14 protein-coding genes are annotated in these 16,205 nt (G+C 43.5%); 9 read left to right on the top strand and 5 right to left on the bottom strand.

Annotated elements, in window-relative coordinates:
• Positions 1 to 41 precede the first annotated feature (41 nt).
• Positions 42 to 758, bottom strand: a complete 717-nt coding sequence (locus tag L1271_RS13645; protein ID WP_328266111.1) for a glycosyltransferase family protein — start codon at positions 756 to 758, stop codon at positions 42 to 44.
• A gap of 333 nt (positions 759 to 1,091) precedes the next feature.
• Between L1271_RS13645 and L1271_RS13640 the strand changes: the two genes are divergently transcribed.
• From L1271_RS13640 to L1271_RS13620, 5 genes are all read left to right on the top strand, one after another.
• Entirely contained in the window at positions 1,092 to 2,192 is a 1,101-nt protein-coding gene (locus tag L1271_RS13640) for an FkbM family methyltransferase (RefSeq protein WP_017218055.1), read from the top strand.
• Positions 2,193 to 2,265: 73 nt separating this feature from the next.
• Positions 2,266 to 3,306: a pseudaminic acid synthase gene (pseI, locus tag L1271_RS13635; protein ID WP_235368057.1), complete on the top strand. Its 1,041-nt coding sequence runs from the start codon at positions 2,266 to 2,268 to the stop codon at positions 3,304 to 3,306.
• Positions 3,303 to 3,572, top strand: a complete 270-nt coding sequence (locus tag L1271_RS13630) for a hypothetical protein (protein WP_235368056.1) — start codon at positions 3,303 to 3,305, stop codon at positions 3,570 to 3,572. Before pseI ends, L1271_RS13630 begins: the two co-directional genes overlap by 4 nt.
• The gene (locus L1271_RS13625) at positions 3,553 to 5,115 is read left to right on the top strand and encodes a pseudaminic acid biosynthesis protein PseG (RefSeq protein WP_235368055.1); all 1,563 of its coding nucleotides are present in this window, start codon (positions 3,553 to 3,555) and stop codon (positions 5,113 to 5,115) included. The genes L1271_RS13630 and L1271_RS13625 overlap by 20 nt, the downstream gene beginning before the upstream one ends.
• The gene (locus L1271_RS13620) at positions 5,112 to 6,620 is read left to right on the top strand and encodes a class I adenylate-forming enzyme family protein (RefSeq protein ID WP_235368054.1); all 1,509 of its coding nucleotides are present in this window, start codon (positions 5,112 to 5,114) and stop codon (positions 6,618 to 6,620) included. Before L1271_RS13625 ends, L1271_RS13620 begins: the two co-directional genes overlap by 4 nt.
• A 28-nt stretch (positions 6,621 to 6,648) precedes the next feature.
• Here L1271_RS13620 and L1271_RS13615 read toward each other — a convergent pair whose 3' ends face one another.
• From L1271_RS13615 to pseB, 3 genes are read right to left on the bottom strand one after another with little or no spacing between them, the layout of a single operon-like run.
• Positions 6,649 to 7,782 carry a Gfo/Idh/MocA family protein gene (locus L1271_RS13615; RefSeq protein ID WP_102056479.1) on the bottom strand — a complete coding sequence of 378 codons (1,134 nt, stop codon included), beginning with the start codon at positions 7,780 to 7,782 and terminating at the stop codon, positions 6,649 to 6,651.
• 10 nt (positions 7,783 to 7,792) lie between these two features.
• Positions 7,793 to 8,974, bottom strand: coding sequence for a UDP-4-amino-4,6-dideoxy-N-acetyl-beta-L-altrosamine transaminase (pseC, locus tag L1271_RS13610; protein ID WP_235368053.1), 1,182 nt, complete (start codon positions 8,972 to 8,974; stop codon positions 7,793 to 7,795).
• On the bottom strand, positions 8,971 to 9,972 hold the full coding sequence (gene pseB, locus L1271_RS13605) for a UDP-N-acetylglucosamine 4,6-dehydratase (inverting) (protein ID WP_017218048.1): 1,002 nt from the start codon (positions 9,970 to 9,972) through the stop codon (positions 8,971 to 8,973). Before pseB ends, pseC begins: the two co-directional genes overlap by 4 nt.
• Positions 9,973 to 10,195: 223 nt before the next feature.
• Between pseB and L1271_RS13600 the strand changes: the two genes are divergently transcribed.
• Positions 10,196 to 10,981 carry a flagellin N-terminal helical domain-containing protein gene (locus tag L1271_RS13600; RefSeq protein ID WP_235368052.1) on the top strand — a complete coding sequence of 262 codons (786 nt, stop codon included), beginning with the start codon at positions 10,196 to 10,198 and terminating at the stop codon, positions 10,979 to 10,981.
• Between the two features lie 148 nt (positions 10,982 to 11,129).
• Positions 11,130 to 12,569 carry a sigma-54 dependent transcriptional regulator gene (locus L1271_RS13595; protein WP_069018753.1) on the top strand — a complete coding sequence of 480 codons (1,440 nt, stop codon included), beginning with the start codon at positions 11,130 to 11,132 and terminating at the stop codon, positions 12,567 to 12,569.
• Between the two features lie 268 nt (positions 12,570 to 12,837).
• Here L1271_RS13595 and L1271_RS13590 read toward each other — a convergent pair whose 3' ends face one another.
• Positions 12,838 to 13,437, bottom strand: a complete 600-nt coding sequence (locus L1271_RS13590; RefSeq protein WP_235368051.1) for a DNA-3-methyladenine glycosylase I — start codon at positions 13,435 to 13,437, stop codon at positions 12,838 to 12,840.
• Between the two features lie 236 nt (positions 13,438 to 13,673).
• Between L1271_RS13590 and L1271_RS13585 the strand changes: the two genes are divergently transcribed.
• Both L1271_RS13585 and L1271_RS13580 read left to right on the top strand, forming a co-directional pair.
• Positions 13,674 to 14,774 (top strand): sensor histidine kinase, encoded by a 1,101-nt coding sequence (locus L1271_RS13585; protein ID WP_095728221.1) that lies wholly within the window; start codon positions 13,674 to 13,676, stop codon positions 14,772 to 14,774.
• On the top strand, positions 14,771 to 16,150 hold the full coding sequence (locus tag L1271_RS13580; RefSeq protein ID WP_102056484.1) for a sigma-54-dependent transcriptional regulator: 1,380 nt from the start codon (positions 14,771 to 14,773) through the stop codon (positions 16,148 to 16,150). The genes L1271_RS13585 and L1271_RS13580 overlap by 4 nt, the downstream gene beginning before the upstream one ends.
• Positions 16,151 to 16,205: the final 55 nt, after the last annotated feature.

Raw genomic sequence — 16,205 nt, 5'->3', positions numbered from 1 at the left:
AATTACGCCCATGTGTGCGGGCGCCATTGACTTTCGCTGTGCTAGACAGTTTTTTGTTCAACGTGCTTATTTATATCGGCAAGGTGGGGATGGTTCTTTAATGTTTCTAATAACTCACTGTAACTAAAGCATAGATTATTATTAAATTGCTGATAAATCGCCTCAATTGCAGTGTAGTCATCGGGCTCATCCAGTGTCAGGCGATAATGACTGTGATCGTCTCCTGCGCTGATGATATGGCTATTTATCGTGCTGAACTTTGCCATACCTAAGGTGACATGCTCTCTGTCTGATGGATGAGTGGCCTTTTGATGTGTGCGTTTAAGCAAGTGATAGGCAAACACACATGTGTCTAGCCCACGTGGAAATCCGCTATGGGGACCCAGGCTGACCATATCGACGTCATGATTTTGAAAATAGTGAATAGCCTGCGAGACAAGCGTTGCGTCGATCAGGGGGCAATCACTGGTTAGACGAACAATCGCAGTATCACGTTGAGCACCGAATTGGGTCGCAGCCTGGTAGTATCGGCTTAGCACATCTTCTGTGCTGCCCCGAAAATAGTTTATGCCCATTCTTTCGCACAATTCTACGATTGGGTGCTCTGTGCCATCATCTGTGGTTGCAATGATAATGTGTTTGGCCAAATCGCCAAGACGTTCTAGCATCACCTGAAGTACCGAGCTGGCACACAATGGCAGCATTACTTTGCCAGGAAGGCGGGTAGAAGTCATTCTGGCCTGAATAATTATTTGCACGTCCTTCAAGATAAACCTATTCGCTAGAGCTCAGTGTTGGTTTGGATATTATATGAGTGACATCAGGCAAGTAAAGCCAAATTCGGATATCCATAGAGTGAGTTGATGGTTCTGTACAAAAGTAACTCAATAGTCGTTCGTTATTTATAATAAAGTCTGATTATTACTGCGGAATCTTGCACCCTAGAACGATCATGCATAGAGTTAACTTATAAGAAACGCTTTATAAACAATGGTGAACTTGTTTGTAAAAGGCGGCAGTATTAGAAGTAGCTGTGGAAGTAGGAGTAGTGCACACAAGCTAGATTGAAAATAAGTTAACAGGGGAATGCAGTGAAACTGGCAGACACTCAATTTTATGTCTATGGTGGGAGTCACTATGGGCAGGCGTTAACTGCCTATTTAACGGAAATGGGTCTCAGACCACGCGCTATTTTAGACAGAGCGCCCAAGTTCAAAGAATATGCAGGTGTGCCTTGTGTTACTTTTCCACATGCTGACTTGGATACCAACTATCCGGTCATAGTCACTATTCTCGGTTTTAGTGGGGTAGAGGAAGATCTACGCCAAGCCGGATTTCAACACATCATAGATACTTTAGCTTCATTTGACATCTTCCCTGCGGCTCTTCAAAAGCTCAATGAGTGTGGTGTGTTGTGGATGCAGGCGCCAGCGAGCAGCCAGATAAACAAAACCTGTTGTGAGGAGGTTTTATCTTTGCTCAGTGATCAACGCTCACGCCATACTTTTGAGCAGATTGTTAACTATCGTAGTAAGCCTTGCCGGCAGTATTATCCGATACCGGAGCAATACGAGATGTACTTTCCGCAAGGAATACCTGATTTATACCAATACGATACGATGCGCATATTAGACATTGGTGCGTTTGATGGTGACACTTTTGCAGCTTTCTATGCGCGTTATGCGGCGTCTATTGAAGATTACACGGCGCTTGAAGCCAGCGCCAATAATATCAAACTGTTTCTTAATCGCATGCATGCTATGGGTGTAGAGGGCAAACCTGTCAATATACGTCGTCTTGCTGTTGGGCTCCCTGAAGGACAAAGACTTAGGGTCGAAGAGAATTCGTCAGCTACGGTTGTCAGCGTAGTTGCTGCGGACGAAGAGGTACCACCAAATTGCTTGGTTGAGAGTGTTAACCTCGGTACTATAATGCATCAAGTAAGGTGTAACGTATTGAAAATGGACATTGAAGGCGCTGATTTTGATGCATTGTGCCAGGCTGATGAATATATTTCTAAGTACACACCAACATTGGCATTATCTTTGTATCATACACCTGAGGATTTGTGGAGAATCCCGTTATTGATCGAATCATATGCTCCAGGTCGGTACCATTACTATCTGAGACAAGAGGGGCATTGGCTTTTGGAAACACAACTGTACGCTGTACCTAAACCAAGCTTGCTGTGATTCAATACATCAAAGACAGGGAACCGCAAAAAAGCTAAGATAATAAATAAGTTAAATTGAATTTGAGAACATCATGACGTTTCAATCAGGTTTCAACATTGCAGGTCAGAGTGTCGGCCATGATCAGCCTTGCTACATTATTGCGGAGATGTCTGCAAATCATGGCCAGTCACTAAGTAAAGCCAAAGAGCTGGTTTATGCAGCGAAAGAAGCCGGTGCGAATGCCATAAAGCTGCAAACCTACACCGCAGATACTTTGACTATGGACTGCAAATTGCCGCACTTTGAGGCAACCGGCCCGTGGCAGGGGCAATATTTATATGACCTCTACAAAGGGGCCTATATGCCCTGGGATTTTCATGCTGAGCTGTTTGAGCTGGCTGAAAAAATTGGCATCACCTGCTTTTCTTCGCCCTTTGATAAAACTGCTGTCGATCTGCTGGCGCAACTGAATGCGCCGGCCTATAAAATTGCTTCGCCAGAATTGATCGATCATCAGCTGATCCGAGATGTCGCCGCGACAGGTAAGCCTGTAATTATGTCTACCGGAGGCGCGACGCTACCAGAAATAGCTGAGGCAGTGAAAGTAGCTGAAGAGGCGGGTGTAACTGAGCTTGGGCTGATGAAATGTACGAGTACCTATCCAGCCCCTGCTGAGACGATAAATTTGCGTACAATTCCACATATGAGAGAAGCGTTTAAATGTCCTGTGGGGTTATCCGATCATACGCTTGGTAATGATGTACCTCTGGCATCAGTTGCGGTAGGGGCATGCATGATTGAAAAGCACTTTGTGCTCGATAAAAGTGACAACACCGCGGATAGCTTTTTTTCAATGACACCAGATGAATTGAAGGCGCTAGTCCATGGCGTTAGACAGATTGAAAAGGCGATGGGTGAGGTTAATTATCCTACTGAAGCGTCAAAAGCTCGTCGCTGTGTCTACATTATAAAAGATATTAAATCAGGTGAGCGCCTGACTACTGAACATCTAAGGCAGATGCGCCCCGGCGGTGGTGAAATCATGCCAAAAGAGCTGCCGAGCTTAATCGGTCGGTCAGTGAATAGAGATCTGCGCTGTGGTGAGCAGCTAGCATGGAGTGATTTATCGTGAATGCGAACAAAGAAATGCTGACCCAAACTATTCAACAGTTTTTGCTAGAACGAGGCGTATTGGTCGCCGACAAAGACATAGATTGTTATAACTTTGTCGCCGAAGGGGCACTGGATTCGTTTGAAATTTTAACGCTAATCATGCAGTTAGAAAGTGACTACCGTATTGCGGTGCCGCCCGAATTATTAATGGACACAGAAAATGCAAATGTAGGCACTTTGGTAAATTCACTGGTTAAGCTTGTTAATGATCGCGATAAGAGTTGATACCTTATGTGGCCTTGGCCACTTTATGCGTTGTAAGTGGTTAGCGTTAGCGCTTCAAGCGTGTGGCAAAAAAGTGATAGTTCTAGTCGATAAACCGGTTCCCGAGCAGTTATCACTTGAGCTGAAGAGTAACATAAAAGCTTTACCTTTTGCACAAACGCAAGAAGAAGATGCTCATAATACTTTGAAGGTACTTTCTGAGATACAAAAACCGGTCGAAAGCATTATTGTGGACAGCTACCGTTTTGACTCAAAATGGGAACTAGAAGTTGCGAAGCAGATTCCCTCAATTGTCGTAGTGGACGATTTAGAAAGAGCGCATAGTGCTAAGCTACTTATTGATAGCAAGTGGTGTGGTGATAAGACTGGTGAGCGCTACGCAAGCTCGCAGTGTAAGCTACTAGGCCCTGATTTTGCTATGCTGTCACCGGCATATCAACACTGCACACATCAAGAGCGTAAGCTAAATCGTGTGATGTTTTCTCTTGGCGGTGGAGGGGATTGGCATAGTGTTTCTGACTGGATAGCCTTGTTGCTAAATATGGCACCAGAAATTGAAATTGACGTTATCTTAGGGCCGATGGCTAAGAGAGTAGAGGCGTTAACTCTGCTTGCGAATACAACTTCTAGATTGCAGCTAATTCGGCAACTGCCTTCTCTTGTGCCTTATTATCAAAGTTGTAGCCTATTTGTGGGAGCACTTGGTACTTCGCTTTATGAGCTGGCCGCAACCAATACGCCAGCGTTGACGTTTTCGATTGCTCCAAATCAAGACAATCAACAAAACGCGCTTGATGACTTAGGTCATTATTTTCATGTACCAGAGCTCTTGACGCGAAAGGCTAGTGAGGTTGTCGCGTTAATTTTGACGTTAGTGAAGCAGTCTACGCGAATAATAAAAGCGCGAGAGACTGCACCGGTTAAGGTAGATGGCCGAGGGGCAATTCGAGTCGCAGAGTTGGTTTTAGCGAATGACATCAGATCTTCTGTGACACAAAGAACTCTACATAGCCAAGAGGAAAATGTATGCCAGCTAACCGCACAGGTGAAGATCCGTCAAGTCAACGACTCAGACGTAAATAGATACCTTGCAGCGAGGAATTTACCAGATAACACTTGGCGTATGACAATTACTTCTGGTATTGACGTGCTGGAGCATTATCAGTGGTGGTTTGCTAACAGTAGAGAGTCATTTGTGATGGAGTCTAACGGCAAACCGTTACTATACGTTTGGCATCAAATGCATAATATTGAAGCACAAGAATATCTGGTTGGTGGGTGGTTTGCAGCCTCTGATGAGGTGAACTTTGCCCACGCACAAATGGTTTTGGAGTGGCAACTCCGTGAAACCGCAGCTAAATATCCTAAAGCCATTTGGCTTGCGGTAATAAACAAAGAAAATAAGTTTGTGAATCTGCTCAACCAGCGTGCGGGCTTCGTGTCTATCGAACATGATGAAAAGAAAATGCGCGCAACGCAACAGTTGTTTCCAAATGCATCGCTCTGCGAGTTTAATTATGTTGGTAAAGAGGTAAATACATGACAAAGAGTATTTACGAGTTATTCGAAGAAAATGTTAAACAGACTCCCAAGAAAGCGGCGGTTGTCTATCTAGATCAGCAAGTGAGCTATGAGGAGCTGAATCGACAGGTATTAAAGTTAAGTGCACACTTTGTACGGTCGGGTCTTACCCCCGGTCAACGAGTGGGTGTATTTGCGCCTAATGGCATCGAATTTGTCGTAACACTACTCGCTATTGCTAAGCTGGGAATCGCAGCTGTACCATTACCAATTAGCCTCAAAGGTAATGCATTAATAACAGCGCTGAAGAAAACGCCGGTTGCCATGGTTGTGGCATGGCCGACGATAAGTAAAATATTACTCGATGCCAATTTGATAGAGCCTAGTAACTTGGTAACTCTTGGTAAAGCCGTGAGTGAAGAGTTAAGTTGGGAAGCGGTTCAATCTTGTGAAAAATTAGATGACTTGCAACATGGTGTTGATCTTGATGCGCCGTTTATTTTGACGATGACCTCAGGCTCCACTGGGCAGCCGAAACCAATTGTGTTAAGCCAAGCATGTAAAATAAACCGCGCTATGGATGCAACTATCCAATATTACGGTTTGACCAAACAAGATATGATCCTAGTAGCAACGCCAATGTATCACTCTTTAGCACAAAGAGGGGTGCTAATGCCGTTAATGCTTGGCGCTACAACCGTTGTTATGCCCAAGTTTAATCTTTCACAATGGCTAAGTGCGATTGAGCAGTATAAGGTCAGTTTTTTGTTTGCCGTAGCTGCTCAACTAGAAAGTTTGATTGCAAAAGGTACATCTGGTGCAGATTTAAGTTCTTTGAAATGTATCGTTTCATCATCTGCTGTGCTTGAAGGTACAACAAAAAAGCGTTTATTAGGGATGCTAAGCTGTCGCTTTCATGAGTGCTACGGCGCTTCAGAAGTGGGTGTGGTCACTGATTTTGCGGTTTCAGAAAATCCTGAGCAAAGTGGTAGTGTTGGCAAAGCACTGCCATTTGTCTCATTGAAAATTACGGATGATCAAGGGTGTGAAGTCGCAGCTGGTCAAGTAGGAGAGATATGTTGTAACACTTCTACCATTTTTGGTGGCTACCTAAAAATGCCAGATCAAACTCGGGCGGCTTTTTATGTGGGAGATTTCTTTAAAACCGGAGACTTAGGTTATGTGGATGAGCACGGATACCTCTACTACGTTGGCCGTAAAAAAGAGGTGATTTCTAGCGGCGGGATCAATGTATTCCCTCAAGATATAGAGACAGTTGTCAAATCAGTCGAAGGCGTAGAAGATTGCGTTGCGTTTGGGATAAAAGACGCGCAATTGGGCGAAATTGTAAAAGTGGTCATAGAGCAAAACCAAGACACCGACTTAATTCCTGTAATTAGAAAAGCGTGCTTGCAAGAGCTAACTGACTATCAACAGCCTAGATTTATAGAAAGAGTGGAAGCTTTACCGAGAAACCAGATGGGAAAAGTGCTTCGTAACGACGTTAAGACACAATTTAGTCAATAGAGTTAATAACCTAAGCAGGCGAAGTCAACTACTTCACCTGCTGCCATGTACCACTTTCAGCGGAGCGCTTTGCGGCTTCAAATAACGCCAAGCCTTGCTTGGCTTGCTCAAACCCAAAAACGTACTCTGAACGGCTTGGTTGCTTGCTTAAGTGTAATTGGAGTGCTCCCGCAATATCGCTATATAAATTGGCAAAGGCCTCAACAAAACCGGTGGGGTGGCCTGGTTTCATCCGATTATATCGAAATTGATTCGCATACTGGCATTGGCCAGCCCTATCTAACACTTCCCGACGCCCATCATTATAGTTGAGTTCTAATTCATCAGGATTTAACTGAAACCAGCGAGCACTTCCTTTGGTGCCATACACGCGTACGGACAGACCATTTCTATGACCAATTGCTGTTTTAGACATCCACATTGAGCCAACGATACCATTTGGGTATTTCAAGAGCATATTAACGTCATCAACTAATCCTTTGAACTCGGAGTGATTAGCAAATTGCGCGCAGGTGGCTTCAGGCTCGACTTCTAATAGATAGCTAGATAAATGGTGAAGGTGCACACCTAAATCGAGACAGATAGTGGGGACGTCGTAATCTTTTAAACGCCATGATTGAGGTTGGCTAGGCTTACCTGCGATATCTGGTGGGCGTTTAAAGCCTTCTTGGGGCATTTCAAGATGAATTTTTTGTATTTCTCCAAGCGCACCATTAGAAATGATATGCTTGAGCTCCCTCACCATAGCATAACCACTGTAGTTGAAAGTTACTGCAAGAAAGTGTTTTTTGGGATCGTAACAAGCTTCAATTTCCTTCGCCTCAGCCAATCCACAAGTCAATGACTTTTCACTAATCACGGCTAAGTCTCTTGCCAATAAGGCCTTTAACACCTCTGTGTGATGAGGGGTTGGTGTTAAAATAACAAAAGCGTCTACCGCGTTTTGCTCTGCTAAAATTAACTCCTTCCAGCAGTTATAGGTACGCTCTGTACTTATATTCCATTGCTCAGCCGTGTGCTGATTGACCTTAGCATCTCGGCTAAATGCACCCGCGACGACCTGAAACTTATTATCTAAATGTGCTGCAGAAAAATGTACATAGCCGACTGCAGAGTTATTACCTCCGCCAATAAAAGCCAGTTGCAATGGTCTATTATTCATAATCTTTCCTTTAGCTTTCATCAATGTTGGTACACTCAAGATAAAGCGCTTCAATTGTGCTAATGATATACTCTTGTTGGGTTAAAGTGAGGGTTGGATACAAAGGCAAAGTGATTGCGCTGTAGTAGTAGGATTCAGCTTCAGCGCAATAGCCAGCCTTAAAGCCTAAATTCTGATAATAGGGCTGCAGGTATATTGGAATATAATGAACATGCGCAAAAACTCCTTTATTCCGAAGCGCGCTGACCATAAAGTTATGCTGTTCAGGCGTACAACTTTCGAGTCGAATAACATATAAGTGATAGGCAGAAACTGAGCTTTCAGAGCATGCGAGAGGCGTGATCCCAATACTATCGGCCAATAGCGTATCGTACGTGTTAGCAAGGTTATTTCGCTGCTTAACAAATGCATCGACCTTAGTAAGCTGTGCTATCCCTAAACTCGCGTGTAAATCCGTCATACGGTAGTTAAAGCCTAAATCTTGCTGTTGGTAGTACCAGACCCCATGGCTGGGTTCATTAAATTCGTCAGGATTTCCAGTAATACCATGACTGCGAAGCATCGTCATCGTATTAGCCAGCGCTGGGTCGTTTGTCAGCGCAGCACCACCCTCAGCCGAGGTAATTATTTTTACCGGATGAAAGCTAAAAACGCAGATATCGGAGTACTCACAACAACCCACCTTTTTATCATGATAGGAACCCCCAATAGCATGTGATGCGTCTTCAATTACTTTAAAACCATACTGTACAGCTAATTGATGGATGGCCTTCATATCGCATGATTGTCCTGCAAAATGCACCGGTATAACTACTTTGGGGAGTTGGTTTTGTGGCTTTGCTAGTGCTAGCTTGTCACTGAGCGCTTGAATACTCATATTACCGGTACTGATTTCAATATCGACAAAATCGACACTCGCACCGCAATAAAGCGCACAATTAGATGAAGCAACAAATGAGTTTGGTGAGGTCCAGACAATATCACCTTTACCAACTTCAAGGGCGAGGCAGGCAATATGTAGTGCAGATGTTGCGCTGTTTACCGCAACGGCACAAACTGCGCCGGTATAACTGCAAAGTTTTTGCTCAAACTCTGGCACTTTAGGGCCTTGTGTCAACCAGTCCGATTGCAGTACTTCGATAACGGCGTCAATATCCGCTTGGTCTATTGATTGCTTTCCGTATGGGATCATAATAGTGCTTGTAGGTTAAACGCTTTTATCTCTTCCACGCTCATATAAACTGGGTTAGTCAAAGAGTTGTATTCAAATCCAGGTTGCACCGCTTTTCCTTGCTCACCAAGCGCATTAAGGTCAAAAGAATTACTTCTGCTACTAAACTTGATCCCCGGAGCAATAACAAAATGATCAGAAAATTCAAAAGTATCAAAACTTAAATCCTGAGGACACATTACTTCGTGAAGCTTTTCGCCAGGGCGTATCCCGATAATTTTTTGAGGTACATTGGGCGCCATTGCAGTTGCTAGGTCAACAATCCGAATCGATGGAATTTTTGGCACAAAGATTTCGCCGCCAAGCATCCGCTCAAAATTCTTAAGCACGAAGTCAACGCCTTGCTGAAGACTAATCCAAAAGCGAGTCATATCTGCATGAGTAATTGGAATATGACCTTTCCCTTCATCAATAAACTTTTGGAATACCGGGACAACCGAACCTCTTGAGCAAACCACATTGCCATACCTAACAACAGAGAATCGAGTTTTATGTCCGCCAGCCATATTATTTGCGGCGACAAAAAGTTTATCTGACGCTAATTTTGTAGCGCCGTATAAGTTGATTGGATTAGCTGCTTTATCGGTAGAAAGTGCGATTACCTTTTCGACGTCATTATCTAAAGCGGCTTCAATCACATTTTCGGCACCATTGATATTGGTTTTGATACACTCCATTGGGTTGTATTCGGCAGCAGGCACTTGTTTTAACGCCGCTGCATGAATCACATAATCAACCCCTTGCATTGCTCGGCGCAGCCTGTCTTTGTCTCGTACATCGCCGATGAAGTAGCGCATACAACGTTGATTAAACTCTTGTTGCATTTCAAACTGTTTTAGCTCGTCGCGCGAAAATATGATGATCTTCTTTGGCTTATAACGATCTAACAATGTTTTGACATATTTTTTGCCAAAAGAGCCAGTGCCGCCGGTTATTAAAATGGTTTTATTATCAAACATAGGGTGTCCACCTACAGGTGCAATCAAAACTTTACAGTATCGAGTATCGAAACTGCTCTAGATATCTCACCGATACAATAAATTAGCTACTACTCAATACTTTATATCACTTCTATGTGTTTTGCAGTATTTATGCCAGTCATTGCAGGAAATTTAACGACTATGATGACTTTTTGCTCACAATAGCGTAGATTTAAACTAATGATAGTGAATGGGGGTGTATATGAAAATCCAATCACAAAGTACTGCTTTTTTTAATCGTACGGAGCAGACTGCTAATAAACTCAATCAACAGCTGGCTTCTGGTAAGAAGGTTAATTCTGCTGCAGACGATGCTGCGGCTTTGCAGATCATTAATCGTTTGACGTCTCAACAGGACGGCTACAGTCAATCTATTCGTAACGCATATGATGGTATCTCGTATTCGCAAACCGCTGACTCGGCATTATCTGGTGTGAATGATGCGGTTTCCCGAATTAGAGAATTATCGATTCAAGCCGGTAATGGGGCGCTGACAGATAGTGACCGTCAAGCATTGCAAGAGGAAGTATCGCAGTTGCAAACGCAAATCAGCGAAACGTTTGAAAACACTACATTTGGTGGCGCACAAATTTTTGACGGTGAGTCTCGTAGTTTTCAGGTAGGTCCCGACGCTAATACCACTCAGTCGCTACAGCAGACTGATGGTGGTTTTGCCAATGCAATATTGAGTGTAGACATATCGACGCAAGCGGGTGCCCAAGCTGCCATTGATACGGCAGATACAGTCTCTGAGGATTTAAACAGCCAACGCGCTGAGCTTGGCGCATTTGAAAATGCGGTATCTAGTACAATTCGCTCTGCAAGTAACCAACGTGAGAACATTGCGGCGAGCCAAAGTCGAATTCAAGACACCGATTACGCGCAAGCGGTGAGCGATCAAGTTGCCAACGATATTTTATCGCAAGCTTCTATTGCTTTGCGTGGTCAAGCTAATCAGTCTGCATCATCGGTACTAGGTTTATTATAAATTAATACCAAAGTATTGATATAGAACAGCTCTAGTGGCGATTTTTTGGCGTTAATGTCAAAAAGTTGCCACTTAGGTATTGCATCCCCCTTAATCTCTCTTACAATCTAACTATTGAAAAAATTTTAAGTAGATTGGTTCTCAAGCAATGGTCTTGATCTTAGATAACAACAACAAAAGAGCGATCGGATTAGGTGCGGCACTTAGTTTTGTCGGTCAAGCAAATGAAGTGCTGGCCGAAGAGCGTTATGAGCCCAAGATCCTTGATAACAATCAAGAACCAATTTTTGTGTTAGGCGCTTTGCAAAGCTTAACACACGAAGCGTTGATAAAATCTCATCCCGCCGTCCCGTTTTTATTAATAGGTGAAACGCTCAGGCCGCTACTTGCATTACCGAATGTAATAGGGCTCATCACCGAACCCTTTGGGCAAGAAGTCACGATGCAATTGCTACATGACTGTCAGCAATATTTACGCATGCTTCCAAATAAAGAGAACAAGCTACTAAATAAGAGCTTTGATGGTTTAGTTGGGGAAACCGAAGCGGTTAAAAACGTTCGTTTCTTGATTTCTCAAGTGGCTAAAACCGACGCCAATGTCCTTATTTTGGGTGAATCCGGAACCGGTAAGGAAGTGGTTGCACGTAACGTACACTTATTGTCTAAACGTGCGCAGGGACCATTTGTGCCAGTTAACTGTGGTGCTATCCCTGGAGAGCTGTTAGAAAGCGAGCTTTTTGGTCATGAAAAAGGTGCGTTTACTGGCGCGATTTCAGCCAGAAAAGGGCGTTTTGAACTTGCGCAAGGAGGTACGCTTTTTCTCGATGAAATCGGTGATATGCCACTGCAAATGCAGGTGAAATTGTTACGAGTTTTGCAAGAACGCACCTATGAACGAGTCGGGGGCACAAAGCCTATTCAGGCAGATGTTCGTGTGATTGCCGCGACGCACCGAAATCTTGAAACCATGATTGAAGATGGCAAGTTTCGCGAAGACTTATTTTATAGACTCAATGTATTCCCCATTGAAAACCCCTCTTTAAACGAGCGTGCGGAAGATATTGCGCTACTGCTAAAAGAACTAACGCGTAGAGTAAATGAGCAAACGGGCAATTCGGTTAAGTTTACCGATAGAGCCGTAGACAGCTTAAAGTCGCACGCTTGGCCTGGAAATATTCGAGAGCTTGCAAACCTTGTGGAACGAATGGTGATTATGTTCCCAGACAAGGTTGTCGATGTGACGGATTTACCACAAAAGTACCGCTATATAGAAGTCGAAGCGTTTGAGCCTGAATATCCAGAAGAACTATTAGAAAAAGATGCGTTCAATGAACTATTTAGTGATGGTTTTAGTGACGACGAAGAGGACATGGTCGCGGAAGATTTTGCGCCGCAAGCACCGAATGTTGGCTTACTGCCGGACGAGGGGATAGAGTTAAAAGAATATTTAGCAGAGCTTGAAATTGATTTGATCACTCAAGCTTTAGAGCGCTACGATTATGTGGTTGCTCGAGCGGCTGAAATCTTGGGCGTTCGCCGTACAACATTAGTTGAGAAGATGAAAAAGTATAATCTCAATCGTGACTGATAGTTTATCAATTACTACCTAACCTGAACTCGGGATAAGAAGTAAGTTAATCCACTAAAATCACTAAATTCAAAAGCGAAGTATCACTCTAGCCAGAAGTTATTTCTTAATACAAGGCAAATTTGTGCGTCAATAGCTGGCCTATTGCAAGCAAATTTAACGCAGTAGTAAGGGATAACAGCTGCTAGAGAACAAGTTGTTATTCCAAGTTCAGGTTACCTAATCAACTCAGCAAGGCCGCTTAATATGCGGCCTTGTACTTTATTGTTTAAAGTTGAGTAAAATCCAAGTCTTGATAACTGGCAATAATGGTTTGTTTGCAAAAACAGTTATCGGCATGGTCGTTAACCATGCCGCAAGCTTGCATATGCGCATACACGGTCGTTGAGCCTAAAAACTTAAACCCACGTTTTTTTAAGTCCTTGGCAAATTTGTCGCTGAGTTCAGTGGTGGCAACGGCATCGTGTTTGTCACGCATGGGGTTGATAACAGGCTTGTAATTAACAAATTGCCACTGGTATTTTGCAAAGCTGCCAAACTCTTGCTGAATTTCAATAAATCGCTTAGCGTTGTTTATCGTTGCTGCGATTTTTGCGCGGTTTCTGATAATTCCGTCAAATGCTAATAGCTGCTCGATATCTTGCTCTGTCATCTGGCTCACTTTGTGTACATCAAAATCGTGGAATGCTTTTCTATAGCCTTCACGTTTTTTTAAAATGGTATACCAGCTTAAGCCAGCTTGCGCAGATTCCAATGTGATAAACTCAAACAAGCTCTGGTCATCCAGTACAGGTCTTCCCCATTCCTTATCATGGTACTCAACATAATCGGGTTTGCTCTCGTCCACCCAGCCGCATCGTATTGTCATTGTTGGCTCTCTTCTATCTAATTGTGAATATGAATAAGCTAAATGATTTACTACGCCAACTACTCATTGCGGCTTCACATTTGGCTTTCAAAAACTCTAGCATAATGCTGTATATAAAAACAGTGTCAATAAATTGATATTGTTAAGTGTTCTGTAACTCTATGTTTTATATCAAATATAAAGTTGGATCGTTTTTTGCTTTTATCCATTGAGTTTATTTTTAAGAGAGCGGAAAAATGGCATTAGCACATGTTATTAATCCACAATTTGTACCAACGACGAATCGCTACAATCCCTGTTTGCTGCAAGAAGCCTACGTTGGTGAATTGAGCGACCTTAGACAGCAGGCGAGTTGGTTAAGTCATCTAGTTGATACTATGCCTGCAGGTGTTGTGGTACTTGATGGTCAAGGTATGATTGCCAAGGCGAATCAAATCGCGATGGATATGTTGGGTGAACCACTCGAAGGTGAAAAGTGGTTTAGCGTTATTCAGCGTTCATTTCGACCACAGCAGGACGATGGTCATGAAGTCTCTCTTAAAGATGGCAGAAGAATTAAGTTAGATATAACCGCGCTAACACCGGAACCTGGGCAACTCATTTTGATGACAGATCTTACCGAAACGCGCCGACTCCAAAGTCGTGTTGCGCATATGCAAAGGTTAAGTGCGTTGGGAAAAATGGTTGCTTCATTGGCGCATCAAGTGCGTACGCCGTTATCGGCTGCGATGTTATATGGTGCAAATCTAGGTGCGGCTAATCTTCCTTCGGCTTCTCGAGAAAAGTTTCACGATAAGTTGATGTCTCGGTTAAAAGACTTAGAAAGCCAAGTTAATGACATGCTGCTGTTTGCTAAAAGCGGTGAACAACAAGTGGTTGAGCGAGTGTCAATGCAACAGTTATTGAGTGAAGTCAAAGCGGGTGCTGACGCTATGGTTGAGCTTAACCAAGCAAAGTTGGAAGCATTTTTACCCGAGCCAGATATCGAAATATTAGGTAATCGTACTGCGCTTGCAAGTGCGATCCAAAACCTGATCCACAACAGTATTCAAATAATTGGCAGTGCGGCACACATTGAACTTAATGCAGAGCGCGAGCCGTGTGGCGAGTATGTACGTATCTCAGTTGTTGATAATGGACCTGGCATCGATGAAACCTTAGTAGACAAGTTGTTTGAACCATTTTTTACAACTAAGTCGCAGGGGACTGGGCTAGGACTTGCGGTGGTTAATTCGGTCGCTAACGCGCACAAAGGATTTGCGCAGGCAGACAATGTTGAAGGTAAGGGCGCACGTTTTAGTTTGGTACTACCACTAATTGAGGCGGAGGAACTATGAGTAACAGAGTTTTAGTTGTTGAAGATGATGCTGGTTTAAGAGAAGCACTCATTGATACATTGCAGCTTTCAAATATCGAGTGCGTAGAAGCAAGTTGTGCGGAACAAGCCGTTTTATTGCTAAAGCAAGAAGCCTTTTCTTTGGTTGTGAGTGACGTGCAAATGGGTGCCATGAGTGGGCTTGACTTGTTAAAGACCATTAAACTCAACTATCCCGAATTACCGGTATTGATGATGACAGCATACGCGACCATTGATGATGCGGTTGAAGCGATGAGATTGGGTGCCATCGACTATATGGCTAAGCCATTTGCGCCTGAAGTATTGCTCAATATGGTTGGACGTTATCTACCTGAGAAGGAAAAAGAGACAGACGGCCCCATTGTTGCCGATCCAAAGAGTATTAAACTACTTGAACTGGCTGCAAAAGTAGCTAAGTCGGATGCCAGCGTTATGGTACTTGGACCGAGCGGTTCAGGTAAAGAAGTGTTGGCTCGCTATATTCACGATAAATCCGACAGAGCAGATGAGCCCTTTATCGCAATTAACTGCGCTGCAATCCCAGAAAATATGCTCGAAGCGACCCTGTTTGGTTACGAAAAGGGGGCATTTACAGGTGCCATTCAGGCGTGTCCTGGAAAATTTGAGCAAGCACAAAAGGGAACGATTTTGCTTGATGAGATCACAGAGATGGATTTGGGATTACAAGCAAAATTACTTCGCGTGTTACAAGAGCGCGAGGTAGAGCGTTTAGGTAGCAGAAAAACCATTTCACTGGACGTCAGAGTGTTGGCAACCAGTAACCGCGATTTAAAAGAAGCGGTGGAGGATGGGGTATTTAGAGAAGATTTATATTATCGCCTCAATGTTTTCCCACTAGAGTGGTTGCCACTGAAGGACAGAGCGGGTGATATCGCAGTGTTAGCCGAGCATTTGTTGGTAAGACATACGCAAAAAGCAGGCAAGCCAACACCTATATTAAGCAGCGGTGCAAAGCGCAAGCTCAGTTCACACAGTTGGCCTGGAAACGTAAGAGAGCTAGACAACGTTATTCAACGTGCCCTGATTTTGTTCCAAGGTAATGAAATTCAAGAAGATGATATTTTTATCGAAAATTTCTCACCGATGGCTTTGATTGAGTCTGCACCACTTGTAAATCATGAAGCATCAGCTTTAATGGAGCGCTCTCAAGGTGAGGATGAAATCATTAGCTATAAAGATGAGTTACAGGATAAAGAACACCAAATTATTTTAGATACGCTAGCAAAGTTTAATGGTAAACGTAAAGAGGTGGCGGAGGTGTTAGGTATGAGTCCTCGCACACTTCGCTATAAGCTGGCAAAAATGCGAGATTTAGGGATTGCACTACCCGCTTAACCTAAGTTAGCTGAGCTTAAAAACAATGAGTTAGCTCATTGCTTATCCAAACCTC

The sequence above is a fragment of the Pseudoalteromonas sp. OF5H-5 genome (genome assembly GCF_021530695.1).
In the GTDB taxonomy this organism is placed as follows: domain Bacteria; phylum Pseudomonadota; class Gammaproteobacteria; order Enterobacterales; family Alteromonadaceae; genus Pseudoalteromonas.
The sequence above is the reverse complement of the archived record's forward strand: the minus strand, read 5'-3'. Positions and strand labels throughout refer to the sequence as shown.

Bases quoted from the DNA above. Each gene is read 5' to 3' on its own strand.
- L1271_RS13600 (WP_235368052.1), top strand. From the start codon at position 10,196: ATGAAAATCCAATCACAAAGTACTGCTTTTTTTAATCGTACGGAGCAG.
- pseI (WP_235368057.1), top strand. From the start codon at position 2,266: ATGACGTTTCAATCAGGTTTCAACATTGCAGGTCAGAGTGTCGGCCAT.
- L1271_RS13580 (WP_102056484.1), top strand. From the start codon at position 14,771: ATGAGTAACAGAGTTTTAGTTGTTGAAGATGATGCTGGTTTAAGAGAA.
- L1271_RS13625 (WP_235368055.1), top strand. From the start codon at position 3,553: ATGATCGCGATAAGAGTTGATACCTTATGTGGCCTTGGCCACTTTATG.
- L1271_RS13620 (WP_235368054.1), top strand. From the start codon at position 5,112: ATGACAAAGAGTATTTACGAGTTATTCGAAGAAAATGTTAAACAGACT.
- L1271_RS13595 (WP_069018753.1), top strand. From the start codon at position 11,130: ATGGTCTTGATCTTAGATAACAACAACAAAAGAGCGATCGGATTAGGT.
- pseC (WP_235368053.1), bottom strand. From the start codon at position 8,974: ATGATCCCATACGGAAAGCAATCAATAGACCAAGCGGATATTGACGCC.
- L1271_RS13585 (WP_095728221.1), top strand. From the start codon at position 13,674: ATGGCATTAGCACATGTTATTAATCCACAATTTGTACCAACGACGAAT.
- L1271_RS13590 (WP_235368051.1), bottom strand. From the start codon at position 13,437: ATGACAATACGATGCGGCTGGGTGGACGAGAGCAAACCCGATTATGTT.
- pseB (WP_017218048.1), bottom strand. From the start codon at position 9,972: ATGTTTGATAATAAAACCATTTTAATAACCGGCGGCACTGGCTCTTTT.
- L1271_RS13615 (WP_102056479.1), bottom strand. From the start codon at position 7,782: ATGAATAATAGACCATTGCAACTGGCTTTTATTGGCGGAGGTAATAAC.